Origin of the sequence: Belliella baltica DSM 15883, from assembly GCF_000265405.1 — a bacterium.
Lineage (GTDB): Bacteria > Bacteroidota > Bacteroidia > Cytophagales > Cyclobacteriaceae > Belliella > Belliella baltica.
Genome location: NC_018010.1, coordinates 3,868,273 through 3,887,116, shown reverse-complemented (window position 1 = coordinate 3,887,116; position 18,844 = coordinate 3,868,273). Strand labels below are relative to the sequence as shown.

The 18,844-nt window shown below is 36.0% G+C and carries 21 protein-coding genes and 1 riboswitch; of the genes, 18 read left to right on the top strand and 3 right to left on the bottom strand.

All coding sequences use genetic code 11. The features are described 5' to 3' along the window. Nucleotides 1–162 precede the first annotated feature (162 nt). The 3 genes from BELBA_RS19760 to BELBA_RS20535 all read left to right on the top strand — a co-directional run bounded on the left by BELBA_RS19760 (nucleotide 163) and on the right by BELBA_RS20535 (nucleotide 1,887). A complete protein-coding gene (locus BELBA_RS19760) occupies nucleotides 163–336 on the top strand; it encodes a hypothetical protein (RefSeq protein WP_014774023.1) in 174 nt (57 codons plus the stop codon). A gap of 89 nt (nucleotides 337–425) precedes the next feature. Next, nucleotides 426–1,505, top strand: coding sequence for a hypothetical protein (locus BELBA_RS17580; protein WP_014774022.1), 1,080 nt, complete (start codon nucleotides 426–428; stop codon nucleotides 1,503–1,505). Beyond that, nucleotides 1,489–1,887: a MauE/DoxX family redox-associated membrane protein gene (locus BELBA_RS20535; protein WP_014774021.1), complete on the top strand. Its 399-nt coding sequence runs from the start codon at nucleotides 1,489–1,491 to the stop codon at nucleotides 1,885–1,887. The genes BELBA_RS17580 and BELBA_RS20535 overlap by 17 nt, the downstream gene beginning before the upstream one ends. A 210-nt stretch (nucleotides 1,888–2,097) precedes the next feature. Here the strand turns inward: BELBA_RS20535 and hutH are convergent, their stop codons facing one another. Then, the gene (hutH, locus tag BELBA_RS17570) at nucleotides 2,098–3,669 is read right to left on the bottom strand and encodes a histidine ammonia-lyase (protein WP_014774020.1); all 1,572 of its coding nucleotides are present in this window, start codon (nucleotides 3,667–3,669) and stop codon (nucleotides 2,098–2,100) included. A gap of 323 nt (nucleotides 3,670–3,992) precedes the next feature. Here hutH and BELBA_RS17565 point away from each other — a divergent pair, with 323 nt between their 5' ends. The 10 genes from BELBA_RS17565 to BELBA_RS17525 all read left to right on the top strand — a co-directional run bounded on the left by BELBA_RS17565 (nucleotide 3,993) and on the right by BELBA_RS17525 (nucleotide 11,941). Then, nucleotides 3,993–4,385 carry a GxxExxY protein gene (locus BELBA_RS17565; protein WP_014774019.1) on the top strand — a complete coding sequence of 131 codons (393 nt, stop codon included), beginning with the start codon at nucleotides 3,993–3,995 and terminating at the stop codon, nucleotides 4,383–4,385. A 145-nt stretch (nucleotides 4,386–4,530) separates the two neighbouring features. Continuing rightward, entirely contained in the window at nucleotides 4,531–5,406 is an 876-nt protein-coding gene (locus BELBA_RS17560; RefSeq protein ID WP_014774018.1) for a LysR family transcriptional regulator, read from the top strand. Nucleotides 5,407–5,593: 187 nt separating this feature from the next. Next, complete coding sequence (locus BELBA_RS17555; RefSeq protein ID WP_245531098.1) at nucleotides 5,594–5,728, top strand: type II toxin-antitoxin system VapB family antitoxin; 135 nt, start codon at nucleotides 5,594–5,596, stop codon at nucleotides 5,726–5,728. 249 nt (nucleotides 5,729–5,977) lie between these two features. Then, nucleotides 5,978–7,030, top strand: a complete 1,053-nt coding sequence (locus BELBA_RS17550) for a DUF4221 family protein (RefSeq protein ID WP_245531097.1) — start codon at nucleotides 5,978–5,980, stop codon at nucleotides 7,028–7,030. A gap of 106 nt (nucleotides 7,031–7,136) precedes the next feature. After that, the gene (locus BELBA_RS17545) at nucleotides 7,137–8,636 is read left to right on the top strand and encodes a glycoside hydrolase family 32 protein (RefSeq protein WP_014774016.1); all 1,500 of its coding nucleotides are present in this window, start codon (nucleotides 7,137–7,139) and stop codon (nucleotides 8,634–8,636) included. 66 nt (nucleotides 8,637–8,702) lie between these two features. Further along, the gene (locus tag BELBA_RS17540; protein ID WP_014774015.1) at nucleotides 8,703–10,046 is read left to right on the top strand and encodes a sugar porter family MFS transporter; all 1,344 of its coding nucleotides are present in this window, start codon (nucleotides 8,703–8,705) and stop codon (nucleotides 10,044–10,046) included. Continuing rightward, nucleotides 10,039–10,926 (top strand): carbohydrate kinase family protein, encoded by an 888-nt coding sequence (locus BELBA_RS17535; RefSeq protein WP_014774014.1) that lies wholly within the window; start codon nucleotides 10,039–10,041, stop codon nucleotides 10,924–10,926. Before BELBA_RS17540 ends, BELBA_RS17535 begins: the two co-directional genes overlap by 8 nt. Nucleotides 10,927–11,002: 76 nt before the next feature. Then, a complete protein-coding gene (locus BELBA_RS20385) occupies nucleotides 11,003–11,074 on the top strand; it encodes a DUF6364 family protein (RefSeq protein WP_280956351.1) in 72 nt (23 codons plus the stop codon). 17 nt (nucleotides 11,075–11,091) lie between these two features. Beyond that, nucleotides 11,092–11,253: a DUF6364 family protein gene (locus BELBA_RS20380; RefSeq protein ID WP_280956317.1), complete on the top strand. Its 162-nt coding sequence runs from the start codon at nucleotides 11,092–11,094 to the stop codon at nucleotides 11,251–11,253. Nucleotides 11,254–11,320: 67 nt separating this feature from the next. Further along, nucleotides 11,321–11,941: a hypothetical protein gene (locus tag BELBA_RS17525; RefSeq protein WP_014774013.1), complete on the top strand. Its 621-nt coding sequence runs from the start codon at nucleotides 11,321–11,323 to the stop codon at nucleotides 11,939–11,941. A gap of 25 nt (nucleotides 11,942–11,966) precedes the next feature. Here the strand turns inward: BELBA_RS17525 and rlmF are convergent, their stop codons facing one another. Next, on the bottom strand, nucleotides 11,967–12,887 hold the full coding sequence (gene rlmF / locus BELBA_RS17520; RefSeq protein WP_014774012.1) for a 23S rRNA (adenine(1618)-N(6))-methyltransferase RlmF: 921 nt from the start codon (nucleotides 12,885–12,887) through the stop codon (nucleotides 11,967–11,969). A 147-nt stretch (nucleotides 12,888–13,034) separates the two neighbouring features. Between rlmF and BELBA_RS19425 the strand changes: the two genes are divergently transcribed. From BELBA_RS19425 to BELBA_RS17490, 5 genes are all read left to right on the top strand, one after another. Further along, nucleotides 13,035–13,562: a fasciclin domain-containing protein gene (locus tag BELBA_RS19425; protein ID WP_083833717.1), complete on the top strand. Its 528-nt coding sequence runs from the start codon at nucleotides 13,035–13,037 to the stop codon at nucleotides 13,560–13,562. Between the two features lie 229 nt (nucleotides 13,563–13,791). Beyond that, a riboswitch (SAM riboswitch) is annotated at nucleotides 13,792–13,901 on the top strand. A 203-nt stretch (nucleotides 13,902–14,104) separates the two neighbouring features. After that, the gene (locus tag BELBA_RS17505) at nucleotides 14,105–15,412 is read left to right on the top strand and encodes an O-acetylhomoserine aminocarboxypropyltransferase/cysteine synthase family protein (RefSeq protein ID WP_014774010.1); all 1,308 of its coding nucleotides are present in this window, start codon (nucleotides 14,105–14,107) and stop codon (nucleotides 15,410–15,412) included. A gap of 60 nt (nucleotides 15,413–15,472) precedes the next feature. Then, a complete protein-coding gene (locus tag BELBA_RS17500; protein ID WP_014774009.1) occupies nucleotides 15,473–16,528 on the top strand; it encodes a homoserine O-acetyltransferase family protein in 1,056 nt (351 codons plus the stop codon). Then, the gene (locus BELBA_RS17495; RefSeq protein WP_014774008.1) at nucleotides 16,521–17,750 is read left to right on the top strand and encodes a homoserine dehydrogenase; all 1,230 of its coding nucleotides are present in this window, start codon (nucleotides 16,521–16,523) and stop codon (nucleotides 17,748–17,750) included. The genes BELBA_RS17500 and BELBA_RS17495 overlap by 8 nt, the downstream gene beginning before the upstream one ends. A gap of 145 nt (nucleotides 17,751–17,895) precedes the next feature. Then, nucleotides 17,896–18,288 (top strand): VOC family protein, encoded by a 393-nt coding sequence (locus BELBA_RS17490; protein WP_014774007.1) that lies wholly within the window; start codon nucleotides 17,896–17,898, stop codon nucleotides 18,286–18,288. Here BELBA_RS17490 and BELBA_RS17485 read toward each other — a convergent pair whose 3' ends face one another. Continuing rightward, nucleotides 18,289–18,729, bottom strand: coding sequence for a DUF2147 domain-containing protein (locus tag BELBA_RS17485; RefSeq protein WP_014774006.1), 441 nt, complete (start codon nucleotides 18,727–18,729; stop codon nucleotides 18,289–18,291). Between the last annotated feature and the right edge of the window lie 115 nt (nucleotides 18,730–18,844).

Here is an 18,844-nt window from a genome sequence, read left to right as displayed (position 1 = left end):
TTGAAATTGACTATTGGAATAGTATAAAATGTCTTAAATGGCTGACTGTTAGTGTATAAGAAATTTTTTATTTCAATTTTTAAGTACTATTATTAAATGAGTTTAGTTGAGGCCTGAACTGATTCAATAAAATTATTTTGTTCAACTAAAATTAAATTAATTATGAAAAAGCTAATTTCATTATCAGTTGCATTTGTCCTTGCATTTTCAATGAATGTAATAATTACAAATGCAGAAGAATCTTTGCAAGGTGGTTGCGTTGGAGCCGGAGAGTGTAAAATCACTTATCCTGACGGGAAAGTAGTGCATTCAACTGGCAGCTGGAGAGAGTTTTAAAAGATGTAGGGTTCAACAAATGGCTGTTTTTTTTACAGCCATTTGTTGATTTTTTAAAGGAATTAAATTTAACTTAAATAATCATAATTATGCGAAGTAAATTGATCGGACCAGTTATCTATTCTTGTCTTTTCGGTTTTTTTTTAGGTTGTGAACAAAAACCAAATGAAGATTTAATTTTAGAAAATGAAGAAATCAAATTAAAGTATAAAAATTCTGAACTAGAGTATAGTTTCAGTAGATTATTTGTACAAAAACTTGTTGAAGTTAATAGGAAAAATGATTTTTCAAGCGTACATAATTTTCAACAAAACGCACCATTCGATCGTTATTTCTGGGTCGCAAATTCTAAAACACAAACCCTGGAACAATATGACCTCAATTTTGAATTACAAAGCTCCATAGGGTCTAAAGGATTTGGTCCATCGGAGTTTTCTCAAGCTCATGTTTTTTATACTGATAAAAATAAAATTTTGGTTCATGATTTTCAGCAAACAGCAATAAAGGAAGTAAATTTGCTCCAAAATGACATTAGCCATTTTAAATTAAAAACTTATTTTTATTCACCTGCATTTTTTTCAAATAGTCAAGTCTTGATAAAATACTCAGATAATGAGGACTTTACAGGCGCATTAGAATTTGAATTAGTGGATTTTAAAGAAGGAGATGTTACAAACACAATAAAAATTCCAATCGAAAGAACTCAATATGTTTCAAAAGTTTATGAAGGAGATTTTAGACTGAATGATAGTTTCGGAGTATATTTTAATTATTGCGTTGGTAGGGTATTTGTTTTTGACCGCAAAGAAAAAAAATTTCTAAGAGCAATAACCACTATTGACAAAACTCCACCCCCAAGAGCAGAATATAAATCCTTTGGAGGAGGAATGAAAGTTTTGGTTAATGTTCCTTCTTACCAAATGTTCATTGATGGTTTTTTGGATCAAAATGATTATTTCTGGCTGCTAAATGATATTTCCAATGAAAAAGATACAAAGGTGATAGATGTTTATTCAGTTACTGAATCTCATGGCAATGAATATCAATTCAGTATTAAAGTTCCTAATTTAACTGATGGCCAAGAGGCTGTTAAAATTTTTAAGGTAGGTAAAAATTTATTGGTTTTTTATGAGGATTTGACCATTGTCAACTATGAAATACTTGAATAGTTTTATTACGTTTGGACTTTCCTTTTTATTGTTATATTCAGCATTCGAGAAAATATTTAATTTCAATGCATTTATTATTGGAATTGGGTCTGGTAATTTAATACCATCTTATTGGAGTTATTATTTAGCCCACATTGTTGTTGTCCTCAAAGTCGTAACAGCTATTTTAGTTTTTGTATTAAAACGAAACATCCTTGTGTATCTTTCAGTTGTCATATTGGTGGTTTTTTACATGGTTGTTTATTTTACTACAAGCCTCCAGAATTGTGGTTGTTCATTATTTTTGGAAAGGATAAATCCATTGACTAATCAACTGATCTTAATATTTCTTTTAGGTTTTTCTCTCTTCAATTTGATAAGAGAAAAAATTTTAAAGAGTTGAACAACTAAAAATAAGAGTTTTAATCAACTTTTAAAGGAATTTAATATGAAGGTATGATTGGATTATAAGCCCCTGTTGGTACAAGGATTTGGATGTTTCAATTTGCTGCGGCAAATGGACCCCATTACCACCAGTCTTCAGACTATATAGTATGCAGTCAGAAGACTGCAAGTAGGAAAGTCCAAGTCACCGCTTCACTCAAGACTTGAACTAAAATCCATCAAAATCCTCTGACCATTGCGTCTCCAAAGCCAACCCTTCCTTGTCAGCTACTTCTCTTGCCAAGGTAAGTAATTCTCCACTCTGAATGATAGAGATAGCAGTTTCCATGTCTTCATACATGAGCTGATCTTCGGTGACATGTTTGATTTTGGTACGCACATGTTCGTAGAGTGCAGTCATGATTTTTCCTGACTTTAATGGCGAGTGAAAATCAACTGCTTGGGCTGCACAGAATAACTCTACTCCTAATATTTTTTCTACGTTTTCGATCACCTGCAAAGCTTTTCTTGATCCAATAGAGCCCATGCTTACATGATCTTCCTGACCAAGTGATGTGGGAATGCTATCAGCTGAGGAAGGAAAGCAAAGTCCTTTGTTTTCGCTAGCCAAAGCTGCAGTGGTGTATTGAGGAATCATAAAGCCTGAATTCAGCCCAGTTTCTTTGAGAAGCAATTTTGGTACGCCAGGTGTGTCGCCTTCCAATGAAAGATATATTCTTCTGTCAGATATATTTCCAATCTCCGATGCAGCCAAGCAAGCATAATCCAAAGGCATAGCAATAGGTTGCCCATGGAAATTGCCACCACTGATGGTATGGTTTTCATTAAAGACTACAGGATTGTCAGTGACGGAGTTGATTTCTATTTCTAAGATTTGTTTGAGGTGTAGCCAGGCATTTCTAGAAGCACCATGCACTTGTGGCATACAGCGAAGTGAATACGGATCTTGAACCCTTGCGCATGCTGCATGGGAATGTACAATCTCTGAATCGTGTAGTAGGTTGAGGATGGTTTGTGCTACATGTTGGTTTCCAGCATAGGGGCGGAGTTGGTGGAGTTCTGCAGAAAAAGGCTTTATTGAACCAAGTAATCCTTCCAACATCATCGCTCCAGTAATGTCAGCATGGGCGAGGATATTATAAAACCTTTCGAGAACTTTTACCCCAAAAGCAGCCATAAACTGAGTGCCATTAATGAGTGCCAATCCTTCTTTTGGTCCTAATGGAATCGAGGCAAGCTGATGAAGTTGAAACAGCTTTTCTGTAGAAATGACCTCGCCTTTGTAATGGACTTTTCCTAGGCCGATTAAGGGTAAAAATAAATGCGAAAGAGGTGCTAAATCTCCTGATGCACCCACGGAGCCCTGTTTTGGGACTACAGGAATGGCATTATTTTCCACATGCCAGATCATTCTGTCTAATGTAGCTTCTTGTATTCCTGAATATCCTTTGGCTAGTGCATGAATCTTTAGGATCATCATCACTTTTGCAATATCGATAGGAATAGGTTCACCTACTCCAACTGCGTGGCTCTTTAGGATATTTTCTTGGAGTTTACGTGTTTGATCAGGAGAAATCATCGTCGTACAAAGCGGACCAAACCCAGTATTGATCCCATAAACAGGTTTGCCCTTTGCAACAATTTTTTCTACAGCAGAAGCACTAGCCCTAACTTTTTCTCTAGTCTCGTCTGTGAGGATACCTCGAATTTCATCTTTAGCTATACTCAGTGCTATGGAAGCAGTGAGATGTTGTTGGCCGTATTGGAAGGTAGTTTTCATATTTTTTTTGCCACTAAGGCACTAAGGCGCAAAGTTTTTTTAGGTACTATGACGCTAAATTTTTTGATTAGAAAGGATCAAAGGGCCAAAGGAGAAAGTTTTGGAGATTTTAAATCAATTTCTATTTGGACTTACTTTGTGTCATAGTGGTATTGGAATTCAAAAATACTTCATCTTATTGATGATTATAAATACTAATTTTGCTATATATTGATAAGTATAGGTTATTAAAAATTAAACGTTTAAATTCATGGGTTAACTTGAGTCTGTTGTTAGGGCTTTGTATATTGTTTCATTTGAATAAAAAAAGAAACATATATTCTATGGAATTTGACGGTCTTAGTATTGAGGAAGAGAGAATTGGAAAAGTGATTGTTAATGCATCTTTTTTAATTCATAAAGCCATTGGGCCAGGATTACTTGAAAAAATCTATGAAGTTTGTTTGGCACATGAGATTAGAAAAGCTGGTTTGCAAGTGAAAAGACAAGTTACTATTCCAATACAGTATGATGGAATTCAATTTGATGAAGGTTTGAGATTAGATTTATTGGTGGAAGATAAAGTCATCATTGAGATCAAATCAGTAGAACAAGTTAATCCTGTTTGGACAGCTCAAATCATCAGCCATTTGAAACTGACTAGATTGAATTTAGGTTTCCTTATAAACTTTAATGTTCCTTTGATAAAGAATGGCATTAAAAGATTCCGTAATTAAAAAGGTAGGAAAAAAAGATTGCCACGAAGGCACAAAGGCACAAAGCAAAAAATGAATTTCAATACAATAACTTAGAATTAAATTCAAAACTAATCTAAAAATTCTTAGCGACTTCGCACCTTTGTGGCAATATAACCTTTGAGCCTTGAATATAGAATTAAGACACTTTGAATATTTCCGTGCTGTTGCTGAAGAATTAAATTTCAGTAGGGCAGCGGAACGCTTATTTATCTCCCAACCAGGACTCAGCCGTCAGATTAAGCAGATGGAGGAAATATTGGCGGTGCAGCTTTTTGAAAGAACTAAGAGAAGAGTAGAACTGACAGCAGCAGGACATTACCTCAAATCTGAAGTAGATTACATTTTCAATCACCTCGAACTCACCAAAACCCAACTGAAGGAAATTGCAATTGGAAATATTGGTGAACTTAGAATAGGGTTTCTTGGATCAGCTGCTCATACTGTTCTTCCTGAACTTTTGGTGAAAATCTCCTTGCACTTCCCAGGTATCCAAACCACTATGGAGGAACTCAGCAATACTTTACAAGTTGAGATGCTCGAAAAGGATAAATTGGATTTGGGTTTTGTGAGGCTAGCGCGAGTTCCTGAGGTCCTACAAATGAAAATGGTGCAACAGGATACTTTTTCATTGGTTTTGCCTTTGAATCATCATTTATCTGAACATGGTTTTAAAAATGTTGGGCAATTGAAGGAAGAAAACTTTATCCTCTTTTCCCATGACTATTCTTCCATTTACTATGATAAGATCATGTCAATTTGTGAGGATCAAAACTTTTCTCCTAGAATTACTCATAAGTCTGTCCATGCTTTAACTATTTTTAAACTGGTGGAAGCAGGTCTAGGGGTAGCTATCATACCAACTTCTCTGCAACAGGGATATGACCTCAAGGTGAAATTTATAGAATTGAATAGGATCAAGCAAAAAACGGAGCTGTATGCAGTGTGGAAAAAGGGGAATAGGAATCCAGCTTTAGAGAAGGTTTTGGGATTGTTGAAATGATTTAAGCTTTGTAAAATAGATTAGAATTAGTAGAAATCCGCCATGGACAAGTTAGGCCCAAGGTTAACTATTTGTAGAGCCAAATCAATCAAATGATATCTTGTTTATTTGTCCTGATAATTGCTTTTATTCCGTTAGGATTTCTTTATCCGATCGTTTATCTTATTTTTTTTAAAAACTTAATAACTTGAAAGTTACAGCGATAATTCCAGATGATTTGATTGCCGAAGCTATGGAGCTTTCTAAGTCTAGTACAGTTACAGATACCTTGAAAATAGCTTTGAAAACTTACATTAGATCTCAAAAACTAAAAGAGTTTTGAGCTTTGGTTTTGAATGAACCATGGGAATTCAAATATTCTTCGCAGAAATTGCGTGAAATAAATAGAAAATGAAAGGTGTAGTTTTTGATACTTCAGTCTGGATTGAATTTTTAAAATTAAATCATTAGGTTTGAATTCATTTCAATAACAGTTTTCATGAAACAGACTTACATTTTCTTTTTTTGCATTACCCTACTATTATGCTACTCCTGTGATTCGAGCTCTAGAAAAGCAACAAAAGAATTTCAAATGATATCAAAAGGCAAAGTAAGTCTTTTGATTGATGAAACTACTCCTGATTTTAGTATGGGGTTACAATATTTGGAGGCAGAAAAGGAATTAGTCTTCAATATTAATTGGGCTACAAATTCACTTCAAATGTATGATTTAGAAGATGGGAAATTGATCAAGTCTATTCCTTTTGAAAAAGAAGGCGATCAAGGTGTTGGTGAGTTGATGGCATTTCATGTACATACTTTAGATAGTATTTTTCTTTTTCCTTTCCGAGGATCCTATTTTAGCTTGACAGACACTTCTGGAAATGTCAAGCATAAATTCAGGTATGATGCTCCAGAAAATCATACTGCTGCATTCGTTCATAATATCAGTTTTATCACTCCTCCAATTATCAGTGGAAATGAAATTATTTTTAAAACTAGGCCTAATGTTGTTTCCAATTACTTAGAAATGACTGATGATATACTAGCCGGATCAAGTTTAGGATTTAGGCTAAATCTAGAAACCATGCAAACAGAATTGTTGCCCCATTATTACCCGAAGGGATATTTGGAAGCTGGATTCAAAAGGTTTGAAAGCAGTAGAGCGCAAAGCGAAGACAAACTTGTCTATTCCTTCTTTGGAGATCATCATTTGTATTGGTCAGAAAGTTTCGATGCGCCTTTACAAGTTGTTGAAGGAAAAAGTAAATATTTAAGTGAAAAATTACCTCTGTTACCTATAGATAGAACACCTATTCAGTCTCAGAAATATAGTTTTGCCTCTTCTCGTTATGACAATTTGCTTTATGATCCTTACAGAGAGGTTTTTTATCGCTTTGCTTATCCAGATTTGGACGTGGAGACGGAGGATGAAGTGAGAGCTTTGAGGAATAATCCCGGGAAATTTGTAGTCATGGTCTTCGATAAGAATTTGGAGCTTTTAGGTGAAAATATTTTTGAAGGAAGTAAGTATTTGCCCTTGAATTCATTTGTAGGGAAAACTGGATTATACATTTCATTAAATAATCCTGATAATCCAGATAATGAAGAAGATAGAATGGCTTTTGAATTATTTAGTTTTTGAATATTTTGCTTCTGTGTTTTATTGAGGGTAATAGTTCTTGGGTGACTATTACATGATTTTAGGATTTTTCATGTAATTTAAGCTTTTACTTTAACCTACAACCCTAATGAATACCAGAATTAGCACTTTGTTTTTATTTATTTCTATCACGTTTTTTCAAGCCTGTTCTCAAAAAGAGACGGTGGTTGAAGAAAACAGAGAGTTTGATGAACAATTTAGACCTCAATATCATTTTTCACCTCCAGCCAATTGGATGAATGATCCAAATGGAATGGTTTATTTTGAGGGAGAATATCATCTTTTTTATCAATATTATCCTGATGGAAATGTATGGGGACCAATGCATTGGGGTCATGCAATATCTACTGATTTGATTCATTGGGAACACCTACCAATCGCAATCTATCCTGACGATTTGGGCTGGATTTTCTCGGGTTCTGCAGTTGTAGATTGGGAAAATACCAGCGGTTTGGGAACAGGAAATCAGCCTCCGATGATTGCAATTTATACCTATCATTTAGATTCAGGAGAAAAGGCAGGAAGAGATGACTATCAGACCCAAGGTATTGCTTACAGTAATGACAAAGGACGAACATGGACGAAATATGAAAACAATCCAGTATTAGCAAATCCAGGAATCAAAGACTTTAGAGATCCTAAAGTAACATGGCACGAGGAAAGTGAATCTTGGATTATGTCTTTAGCTGTCAAAGATAAAATCAGCTTTTATACTTCATCAAACCTTTTGGAATGGACGTATCAAAGTGATTTCAATCCAGATTGGGCGGCTTATGGCGGAGTTTGGGAATGTCCCGATTTGTTTCCAATAACAACAGATTCTGGTGAAGAAAAATGGATTTTATTAGTTAGTATCAACCCTGGAGGTCCTAATGGAGGCTCTGCGACGCAATATTTTGTGGGCGATTTTGATGGAAGAGTCTTTACAACAGAAACCACTGAGGTCAAATGGCTTGACTACGGCGCAGATAATTACGCAGGCGTAACTTGGTCTGATGTGCCAAAAGAAGATGGTCGTCGTCTATTTCTAGGTTGGATGAGCAATTGGCTTTATGCAAATGAAGTTCCAACAGAAGTATGGAGGTCAGCGATGACAGTTCCTAGAAGCTTGGAGCTAATGAAGAATGGAGACGATTATTCTATTGCATCAAGGCCAGTTGAAGAATTGGAAAAGCTTAGAGAAAGCACAAAGGAGCAGGAAGGGGATTTGATCAGTCTTACTTCTGATGTGTTGGAAATTGAGATGAAGTCACTAGGAGGTGATTTTAAAATGACTTTTAGCAACGATCAGGGGGATAAACTAGTCATTGACAAAACAGATGATCTGGTACTTTTTGACAGAAGTCAAGCAGGATTGAAAGATTTTTCTGATGTATTTGCAACAGTTCATAATGTTCCTCTGAAAGGAGTTGAAGTAAAGGATATCCGAATATTCCTTGATCGATCATCTATTGAGATATTCTTCAATGATGGAGAATCTGTCATCACAGAACTGATCTTTCCAACTTCAGCTTACACAGAGTTGAGTCTTCAGGGAATGGATTCTAAAGTCGAAATTCATCTATTAAAATCGATTTGGGGAAATTAACAAAACCATTCCCAAATAATCCATTAACTAATTAACCCAATAACTATATCAACTATTCCCCAAAATATGCAAAGTAAAAATTACGTACTCTTCCTTTCCATCACAGCTGCTCTAGGTGGTTTTCTGTTTGGATTTGATACAGCGGTGATTTCCGGAGCAGAGCGGGATATCCAAAACCTTTGGCAATTGAGTGACTTGAAGCATGGCTTGGCTGTGGCGATAGCCTTGTACGGAACAGTGATCGGGGCATTATTTGGAGGAATACCAGCGGATAAATTTGGCAGGAAAGCCTCATTGCTATGGATAGGTTTGTTCTATTTGGTGTCGGCACTAGGCTCTGCTTTGGCAACTGATGTCAATACTTTCATGTTCTTCAGGTTTTTGGGAGGCTTGGGTGTAGGGGCTTCTTCTGTCGTGGCACCTATGTATATCTCGGAAATAGCCCCGGCCGCAAGACGGGGTCAGTTGGTGGCATTGTACCAATTCAATATTGTCTTTGGGATATTGATGGCTTATTTTTCCAATTATCTGATCGGGACAGCCAATCTGAATGAAGCTTGGCGATGGATGATGGGTGTGGAGGCGATTCCGGCATTGATATATTCCGTTCTGATCATCAAAGTGCCCAAAAGCCCAAGATGGCTGATAGCAAAGAAGAATGCTTATGAAGAAGCAAGAGTGATTTTGACAAAAACAGATCCAGATGGTGTCGATGAAGCCATTGCCTTGGCAATCCAAGAAAGCAAAGAGATCAAAGGAAAAGCCACAGTGGGAATGCTTTTCAATTCCAAGTTCAGGAAAATAAGCTTTATGGCGATTTTGATGGCTTTTTTCAATCAAGTATCGGGGATCAATGCTATTATTTATTTTGCTCCCAGGGTTTTTGAGTCGGCGGGGATTTCTACCGAGACAGCTTTGATATCCACAATTGGAATTGGGGCGATCAATCTTGTGGCCACTATGCTTGGACTATATTTGATTGATAAATTGGGTAGGAAAATGCTGATGTACATAGGTTCAGTAGGCTATATAATTTCACTTTCATTAATGGCCTACAGTTATTTTGGTGGAGCCATCGATAGTAGTTTGTTGCCATATTTTGTATTTGCCTTTATTGCTTCACATGCGATAGGTCAGGGCTCGGTGATTTGGGTGTTTATTTCCGAAATTTTCCCCAACGAACTTCGGGCTTATGGACAATCTATGGGTTCATTTACCCATTGGATTTTGGCAGCGTTGATTGCCAATGTTTTTCCTTTGGTAGCCAATCGCTATGGTGCGGGAAATATTTTTGCTTTTTTTGCATTGATGATGGTTTTACAATTGATCTGGGTGGCGATCAGAATGCCTGAGACAAAAGGCAGATCATTAGAAGAAATTCAAAAAGATTTACAGAAAAATCATGACTAAGAAAATTGTATGTTTTGGAGAAATGTTGTGGGATTGCTTCCCAGATGGTGAAGTGGCAGGTGGAGCTCCGATGAATGTAGCACTGAATCTCAAGCAGCTGGGATTGGATGTGGAGATGATTTCCCGTTTGGGAAATGATGCTTATGGAGAAAAGCTCAAGGATTTTTTGAGGACTTATGACTTGCCATTGCAGCTTGTACAGGAAGATTCGGAGCATCCTACCGGAAAAGTTTTGGTGGATAATTCAGACAAGGAAAATATCAAATATGAAATCGTAGAGCCTTCTGCCTGGGATTTTATAGCATTGACAGAAGCCAACCAAAAGAGCGTAGAGCAGGCCGATGCTTTGATATTTGGGAGTTTGGGAGTGAGAAATGAAACCTCGTGGAAGACACTTTATCACTTAGTACATCAACCGCTATTGACTGTATTTGATATCAACTTGCGTGCGCCATACATAGATTTTTATAAGATAGACAGCTTGCTAGGCTATACTGATATCTTGAAGATCAATGAAGATGAATTAGAAATCTTGGCTGACTTCTTTGAGTTGAGGCGTAGGGGGGAATCATTGGCAAAAGATCTTTGCGATTACTTGGTGGAGGAATATCCTATTGAGGCGATTTGTATCACCCATGGCAGCAAAGGAGCGATGGTATATAAAGATGGGAAAATTATCAGCCACCCAGGCTACAAAGTCAAAGTCGAAGACACAGTGGGTGCAGGCGATGCTTTCTTGAGTGGATTTGTAAAAATGTACCTCGAGGGAAAAAAACCTCAAGAAATCCTTGATTTCGCTTGTAAGCTTGGTGCTTATGTAGCCAGTCAAAAAGGAGGAACTCCGAAGTATAGTTTGGAGGAAGTGAATAAGGTGGATTAAATATTTAAATATTTCTAGAATCTTCAAAACATATATTTAATTAAAGGCATATTAAAATATTAGATTATAAAAAACTATGGACACCAAACTAACCTTGAGATTAAATAAAGATGTAATAGAAAAAGCTAAAGAGTATGCTAGTAGTTAAAAATTAGTTTTTCAAAGATGGTTGAATCTTATCTTGATAGCATTACTAAAGAAAAACTAGAAGAGGATAAGATTACAATCACTCCATTTGTTAAGAGTTTAAGTGGAGTAATTAAGTTGCCTAGCGACCACGATTACAAAAAAGCTTACAGTGATTATTTTGAAGAAAAGTATAAATGAAAAATCTAAATAACTTTAAATATAAACATAAACTTACGTAAACTAAGGATTATTTAACTTAGTTATTATGAAATATCTTATTCTTTGCTTCTCTTTTTTCATTTTTTTATCAAATAATTCTTTTGCACAAATTAAAATTGAAGTAAATAAGTCAGGAATGATGGGTGGAACATTTTTTATAAATATTGAAGAGAATGAATCTTCACTTTTAGTTCATTTGAGAATTAAAGAAGAACTTAAAAATACAACCGAATATCAAGAGCAAATGAAACCTCTTACAGGAAAGTTTTTAGAATTGATGGAGATCTATCCACGGACTTCAGATTCTATCAAAGTAATGATTAAGAAAATAGAACTTTTAAGAGAGGAATTTACTCTATATTCTGATTATAGATTAAATGTTAGTAGTACAGAACATTCAGATTACTTTAATGTAATCCATGAAATTACACACAGGTCAATTGAATCTCTTGAGAGAAAAGAACAGAATAAAAATAGAATTGTTCTTGATGGTCATTTTGTGAGCGTTGAAGTTTTTAAAGAGGATTTTCAAAAGGAAATTTTGGTTCATTCTCCTAGAGAAAAATCTCACCCAGAGATCTATGCTTTAATTAATTCAACTTTAAATATTTTTAGAGAAAATGAATTAATTCCAAATGAGCCACAATTAAAAACTTTGGGTTATTAGATTTTTTCAACTTCTTAAAAAAGTGTCACTCAAAACTCCAAGCCACAATTCTGCTGATCTTATTTCCTTGACCCATTTCTATGGTTTTGATGATTTTTGGTTGGACGGCATCTAGCGTTTTGTAGACAAAGGGAAGATTAGCCTCTTTCGAAACCAAGCTAGTAAACCAACGACATTGTTTGCCAAATCTCCTGCTTTCATAAATCATGTCATTGAGAAATTTCAACTCGCCTCCTTCATACCACAATTCATTACTCTGTCCGCCAAAGTTGAGTGTTGCTTTTGTTACTTTTTGGCCTTTGAGATTGCTGAGTTTGCGCAAGCTGCTCGCTTGGGCTTCTTTGGCAGATGCGTGAAAAGGTGGGTTGCATATACTGACATCGTAAAATTCACCTTCCTGAATAATTCCCGTAAAAAAGTTTTTCTTATTCGTTTGCAGTCTTAGGAAGACATTTGACTTTAGGGCTGAGTTGTTATTGATCGTTTTTTGAGCAGCATCGATAGCCTCAGGATCAATATCTGATCCTACGAATGACCAGCCATATTCCATAGCCCCAATAATTGGGTAGATGCAATTGGCACCAACACCGATATCCAGACATTTAGTCTGTTTTTGAGATTTACCATTTTTGTCAGAATCAGAAAGTAAATCTGCGATATAGTGGATATAATCAGCCCTCCCAGGAATAGGAGGACAGAGGTAGTTTTCAGGAATATCCCAATTGTCAATTTTATAAAAATGCTTTAATAATGCTTTGTTGAGCATTAAAACAGCCTTAGGGTCAAAAAAATCTATGGTCTCATCACCATACTTGTTGATTAAAACAAAATTTCGAAGTGCAGGTAATGATTCTGTTAGAGTTTCGAAATCATACCTTTCCCTATGTTTATTACGTGGATGAAGGACTGATTTGACTGTAGGGTGTACTTTTTTATCTTTTGGCATCATTAGTGAGCATTATAATGTACAAAAGTATTCAAAAATTACCCTTCATCAATTATTTCTCACTTATTAAAACTTATTGATGGAAATGGTGTTTGGTCTCTATTGAATCATAAACAACAAAAAAGAAACAAAATGAAAATCTTATAAATTTTAACTCTTGCAGTTGCTTGTAGCGCTGCAGTATTCACAGTAGGTTGTGATAACAAGTCAACTGAAACTGAAGAAACAACAGAAGTTGTAGAAGAAGTAGTAGTAGAAGAGGCTCCAAACACAGTAGTTGACATTGCTGAAGGTTCTCCTGACCACACAACTTTAGTAGCAGCAGTTTCTGCGGCTGGCCTATTTGAGACTTTAAGTGGTGACGGCCCTTTCACAGTTTTTGCTCCTACTAATGCAGCTTTTGCAGCTTTGCCAGAAGGAACAGTTGACAATTTGTTGAAGCCAGAAATGAAAGATCAATTGACAGGTGTTTTAACTTACCACGTTGTAGCTGGTAACGTGATGTCAGGTGATTTGTCAGATGGTCAAGTTGTAACTACATTGAATGGTCAAGAATTAACTGTATCAATCAAAGACGGAAAAGTAATGATCAATGGTGCTACTGTTGTAGCTGCTGATCTTGCTGGAAGCAATGGTGTAGTTCACGTAATTGATTCTGTATTATTACCAAAATAAGTTTTCAAAACTTAAAAAAGTAAAAAGCCTGCATACGAGCAGGCTTTTTTTGTTTAAAGTTTATAATAAACAGATTTATTGAGAGTGAAATAAATCTACCATTTTTTCAGATTCAGTCTCCTAATTGTTGTTTGACTTCAATAGGAAAATTAATTTTTCATCAATTTCCTTGCATTCTAAAATTTCCTGAATTTAATTTGTGATGTCCTTACACTTTTTCCAGTGTTAGGATTTATAAAGAAGAGGTGAGAGACAGGCTCTATGACCCTCTGGCAACCTGGAAAATCCAAGGTGCCAATTCCTGCCGACAGAGAATATCCTCTTTCGGAAATATAAATTCTTAACAAGATGATTTATATTCCACAATTAAGGCAATCCAAAAATTCAAAGTTGACAAATCAATTCCTGCATCACTCTGATGTTTGTTTATTGGCATGTCCCATGCGTAGGTGATTTTTTAGCCTTCCAACCTGTTATTCTTTTCAGTTCTTCAAAAAAAGACCTTCGAATAAAATTTCACAAACCTATAAAACCAATATACTATGTCTAGTAATTATCGTTTTGACACACTACAGCTTCATGCTGGCCAAAGTCCAGATTCTGCTACTAATTCAAGAGCTGTACCAATTTACCAAACTACTTCTTATGTTTTCAATTCCGCTGAGCATGGAGCGAATCTTTTTGCTCTAAAGGAATTTGGTAACATTTACACCAGAATCATGAATCCTACCACGGATGTTTTTGAGCAAAGAGTCGCAGCTTTAGAAGGTGGTGTTGCCGCAGTAGCTACAGGTTCGGGGCAAGCTGCGCAATTTTTAGCATTGAATAATATCCTTCAAACAGGTGAGAATTTCGTTTCTACTTCCTTCTTATATGGAGGATCATACAACCAATTCAAGGTTGCTTTCAAAAGAATCGGCATTGAAGCGAGATTCGCTAAGGGGAATAATCCTGAAGATTTTGAAAAATTAATTGATAACAAAACTAAAGCGCTTTATTTAGAAACTATCGGAAATCCAGAATTCAATATTCCCGACTTTGAAGCGATTGCTGCGGTGGCAAAAAAGCGTGGTATTCCTTTGGTTGTTGATAATACTTTTGGAGCTGGCGGATTTTTATTTGCGCCTATCAAGCATGGTGCAAACATTGTTACAGCGTCAGCGACCAAGTGGATTGGAGGTCATGGAACTTCAGTAGGAGGGATTATTGTAGATGGTGGTAATTTCAATTGGGGGAATGGAAAATTTCCTCAATTTACGGAGCCTTCAGAAGGTTATCATGGATTGAAGTTTTGGGAGGTTTTTGGAGAAAATAATCCACTTGGACTACCAAATATAGCATTTGTAATCAGAGCGAGAGTAGAAGGTTTGAGAGATTTTGGTCCTGCCTTGAGTCCATTCAATTCTTTTCTTTTGTTGCAAGGTTTAGAGACTCTTTCTTTGAGAGTTCAAAGAACTGTGGGTAATGCCCTTGCCATTGCAGAATGGCTTGAATCACATCCTCAAGTTCAAAAGGTGAATTATCCAGGATTGAAATCATCTCCATATCATGCTCTTGCTACCAAGTACCTTACTAATGGTTTTGGAGGAGTTTTGAGTTTTGAGATTAAAGGAGATAAAGAAAGTACATCTGATTTCATTAATAAACTTGAACTGATATCTCACCTTGCCAATGTTGGGGATGCCAAAACTTTGATCATACAACCCTCAGCGACTACGCATCAGCAACTATCTGATGAAGAACAAAAGGCTGCAGGTGTCACACCAACTCTATTGAGATTGTCTTTAGGTATCGAACATATCGAAGATATCAAAGCTGACTTGCAGCAGGCTTTTGATCATGTCAAATAAAGGTAACTATTGAATCATAATCAAAATAAAAGTGGGTTTATTCCCTCTCAGAAATCAAAAATGAATCTAGAAAGTCCCTACCTGATTATCGATATGGTGCAAGAAACCTTTACCAACGAAGGCGAATTCCAACTGGAATCTGGAGATGTTCTCAGTAATTTTCAGTTGGCCTATTCTACACAAGGTCAATTGAATGCAAATTCTGACAATGTGGTCTGGGTTATTCATGCCTTGACTGGAGATACGCAAGTCCAAGTTTGGTGGTCAGGACTTGTGGGAGAAGATAAGTTTTATGATCCAAGTAAATACTTTATCGTATGCGCCAATCTTTTGGGTTCTTGTTACGGTTCTACGCAACCGCTTTCCCAAAACCCAACAACAGGGGAATCCTATTATTATGATTTTCCAAATCTTACCACAAGAGACATGGCCAATGCCTTGGAATTACTTAGAATCGAACTGGGAATTCATCAAATCAATACCTTGATCGGTGGTTCTTTGGGAGGTCAAGTGGGGATAGAGTGGGCGTATTTACTTCAAAACAAAGTAAAAAACACAATCATTCTTGCTTCAAATGCTAAAACAGCTCCTTGGACGATTGGTTTTAATGAAACCCAAAGAATGGCAATCTCTGCTGATCAAACCTGGGGAGAAAAATTTCCTGAAGCGGGAAAGAAAGGTTTGGAGGCTGCAAGGGCTATAGCCATGCTGACTTATCGACACCCAGACAATCTTACTGAGAAGCAAGTTGATGAGCCTAATAAGATTGATAATTTCAGAGCGAGTTCTTATTTGAGATATCAGGGACAAAAACTCGCCAAGAGATTCAATGCACTTTCTTATTGGACTCTGACTAAGACGATGGATAGTCATGATATTGGTCGAAATCGAAATGGTGCAGCTCTGGCTTTATCTCAAATTCCCTCACGCGTTTTGGCTATTGGCGTGGATAAGGACTTACTTTTCCTTAAGGAGGAATCTCAATTTATAGCCAATCATGTTCAAAGAGGAACCTACAGAGAAATTAAATCTCCTTATGGTCATGATGCCTTCTTGATTGAATACGAACAGTTAAATTATATTCTCAGCTCTTTTTACCTAGAAAACAATGACTAAGCGAATAGGACTCTTCGGATTTGGAGTGGTCGGACAAGGCTACTATCAGATTGCAAAAAAGCAAAAGGAAAAATGGATTCCAGACACGATTGTGGTCAAGGATCAAAAGAAAAGGAGATCTTCAGATATTAGATTTTCTTATGATTCACAAGATGTATTTGATAAGAACCCAGACTATATTCTTGAATTAATTTCTAATATGGAAGAGGCTTATGAGTATGCCTCTGAAGCTTTGAAAAGAGGGATTACCGTAATTTCAGCTAATAAAAAAATGCTGTCAGCGCATCTTCCAGAGTTGATTAATTTACAGAAAGTGTTTGGTGGAAAATTGCTATATGAAGCATCAGTTGCCGCAGGTATTCCTGTAATTACAAATTTGGAGACACATTTTGAAGAAGATAATATCATTAGTATTGAGGGAATCCTTAATGGGTCATCGAATTATATCTTATCAAGGATTTTCAATAATGGATTAAGCTTCGGAGAGGCTTTAAGACTGGCTCAACAAAAAGGTTTTGCAGAATCAGACCCGAGTTTTGATATCAATGGAAGTGATGTGGCTAGCAAATTAAACATCTTGATTTTGCATGCATTTGGAAAGTTTGTGGGAGAAAAACAAATTGCCACTTTTGGAATTCAGAATCTGGGAGAGGATGAAATTGCTCTGGCAAAATCTCTTGGACTCAAAATCAAACTTATCGCAAAAGCAGAAAAAGATTATCGTGGCATTTCAGCCTATATTATTCCAACGCTAGTAGAAGAATCAAACCCTTTCTTTGGTGTCGAAAACGAATACAATGCCGTCAAAATTAACTCCGAGCATTTGCAAGATCAATTTTATCAAGGTAAAGGTGCTGGTAGTTTACCAACAGGTGCAGCGGTCTATGGCGATTTAATCAAAGCTCGAAATGGATTTGGATATAATTACTCCAAAGTTAATTTCGACAAACCTTTGGATGAAAAATTATTGAATTTGGGTGTTAGGGTATTGATTAAAAGTAAGTCGGAAGAAATCATTGAGACCAATATTTTTTCTCCCGAATTCATAAAATGTATCGATGGTTTTTATTTTTCAGTTGGAAAAATAAAGCCTAAAAATTTGAGTAAACTTAATGAATTAAAAGAAGTTTCATTACTTGCATTGCCTGATTTTCTAACCTCAAGTGATGTTTTAAAAAGCTTGGAAGGGATTAAAAAATCAGAAGAACTCTTGTTTAAATAGTTTGTGATCATCAACTTGTGGTACAAAAAAAACTCTAAAGTCTTAAGTTTGATTTTAGAGTTTTTTCTTTTGGTTTCAAATTGGGCACAAAGCCTTTGAATTAGGAATCGTTTTGTATCCATTGATTAGTTTTTTAACTTGAAATATGAATTATACTCAAATCAAAGAAACTTGTCTTTACATTTCAGATATTGATCAGGCTGAGAGATTTTATCATCAATTGCTGGAAATGCCTATCATCTCTAAAGTAGATGGGAGGCATATATTTTTTAGATGTGGAAGTTCAATTTTATTGTGTTTTTTACCTGAAGTAACAAAGAATGAATCCAACCTTCCACCACATTTCGCATCAGGCAAGCAGCATATTGCTTTTGAAGTTTCGGCAGATGATTACATAGAGTCTAAGCAAAAAATTATCGAAAATGAGATTCAAATCACCCACGAACAAGAATGGTCTGACGGTCAGAAAAGCATTTACTTTGAAGACCCCTTCGGAAATGTCCTTGAACTTGTTCCAAAGGGGATTTGGGAAGGGTAGTTATTGAACTTTTGTCCACTCTACAGTTCTTCCAACGAAAGAAATCCCTATATAACCTCTAACTTCGAGGGTTTTATCATCTTTCTTTTTGATAATGCATGAATAAGTTTTTCCGTTTTTTGGGTCATAAATCGTTCCGTCTTCCCATGTACCATCACTGTAAACAAAGCCATTGAGAAGTTTCATTCCCATGATTGGTCTAGTTCTTTTTGATTTATCGCTGTTGTTTTTGTCTAATTTTGGTTTTCCGTTTTCGGTTGGTTCAGCAAGCCAAACTATTTTACCGGAATATTTCCCACCTTCTTTTAAGATTTCTACTTGTGCGTCTTTTTCAGTGTTGTACCATTTTCCCACAATAGCGTCTGCATTTTGAGCAAAAGTGGTGGAGGTGCCTAAATATAAAAATATAGCGAAACTTATTTGAGCAAATTTACTTTTCATGTTATTTTGAGTTTAGGATGTACAAACAATTAGAATATTAATACTTTTATAATACGAAAACAAATGACTTTGTTTCCATCTTTTGATAAGAATCAAAGGAAATCCTGATAGAGAA

Excerpts from the sequence above, each read along its gene's own strand:
- BELBA_RS19760 (WP_014774023.1), top strand. The coding sequence starts at position 163 with ATGAAAAAGCTAATTTCATTATCAGTTGCATTTGTCCTTGCATTTTCA.
- BELBA_RS17580 (WP_014774022.1), top strand. The coding sequence starts at position 426 with ATGCGAAGTAAATTGATCGGACCAGTTATCTATTCTTGTCTTTTCGGT.
- BELBA_RS20535 (WP_014774021.1), top strand. The coding sequence starts at position 1,489 with ATGAAATACTTGAATAGTTTTATTACGTTTGGACTTTCCTTTTTATTG.
- hutH (WP_014774020.1), bottom strand. The coding sequence starts at position 3,669 with ATGAAAACTACCTTCCAATACGGCCAACAACATCTCACTGCTTCCATA.
- BELBA_RS17565 (WP_014774019.1), top strand. The coding sequence starts at position 3,993 with ATGGAATTTGACGGTCTTAGTATTGAGGAAGAGAGAATTGGAAAAGTG.
- BELBA_RS17550 (WP_245531097.1), top strand. The coding sequence starts at position 5,978 with ATGATATCAAAAGGCAAAGTAAGTCTTTTGATTGATGAAACTACTCCT.
- BELBA_RS17545 (WP_014774016.1), top strand. The coding sequence starts at position 7,137 with ATGAATACCAGAATTAGCACTTTGTTTTTATTTATTTCTATCACGTTT.
- BELBA_RS17540 (WP_014774015.1), top strand. The coding sequence starts at position 8,703 with ATGCAAAGTAAAAATTACGTACTCTTCCTTTCCATCACAGCTGCTCTA.
- BELBA_RS17535 (WP_014774014.1), top strand. The coding sequence starts at position 10,039 with ATGACTAAGAAAATTGTATGTTTTGGAGAAATGTTGTGGGATTGCTTC.
- BELBA_RS20380 (WP_280956317.1), top strand. The coding sequence starts at position 11,092 with ATGGTTGAATCTTATCTTGATAGCATTACTAAAGAAAAACTAGAAGAG.
- BELBA_RS17525 (WP_014774013.1), top strand. The coding sequence starts at position 11,321 with ATGAAATATCTTATTCTTTGCTTCTCTTTTTTCATTTTTTTATCAAAT.
- rlmF (WP_014774012.1), bottom strand. The coding sequence starts at position 12,887 with ATGCCAAAAGATAAAAAAGTACACCCTACAGTCAAATCAGTCCTTCAT.
- BELBA_RS17505 (WP_014774010.1), top strand. The coding sequence starts at position 14,105 with ATGTCTAGTAATTATCGTTTTGACACACTACAGCTTCATGCTGGCCAA.
- BELBA_RS17500 (WP_014774009.1), top strand. The coding sequence starts at position 15,473 with ATGAATCTAGAAAGTCCCTACCTGATTATCGATATGGTGCAAGAAACC.
- BELBA_RS17495 (WP_014774008.1), top strand. The coding sequence starts at position 16,521 with ATGACTAAGCGAATAGGACTCTTCGGATTTGGAGTGGTCGGACAAGGC.
- BELBA_RS17490 (WP_014774007.1), top strand. The coding sequence starts at position 17,896 with ATGAATTATACTCAAATCAAAGAAACTTGTCTTTACATTTCAGATATT.
- BELBA_RS17485 (WP_014774006.1), bottom strand. The coding sequence starts at position 18,729 with ATGAAAAGTAAATTTGCTCAAATAAGTTTCGCTATATTTTTATATTTA.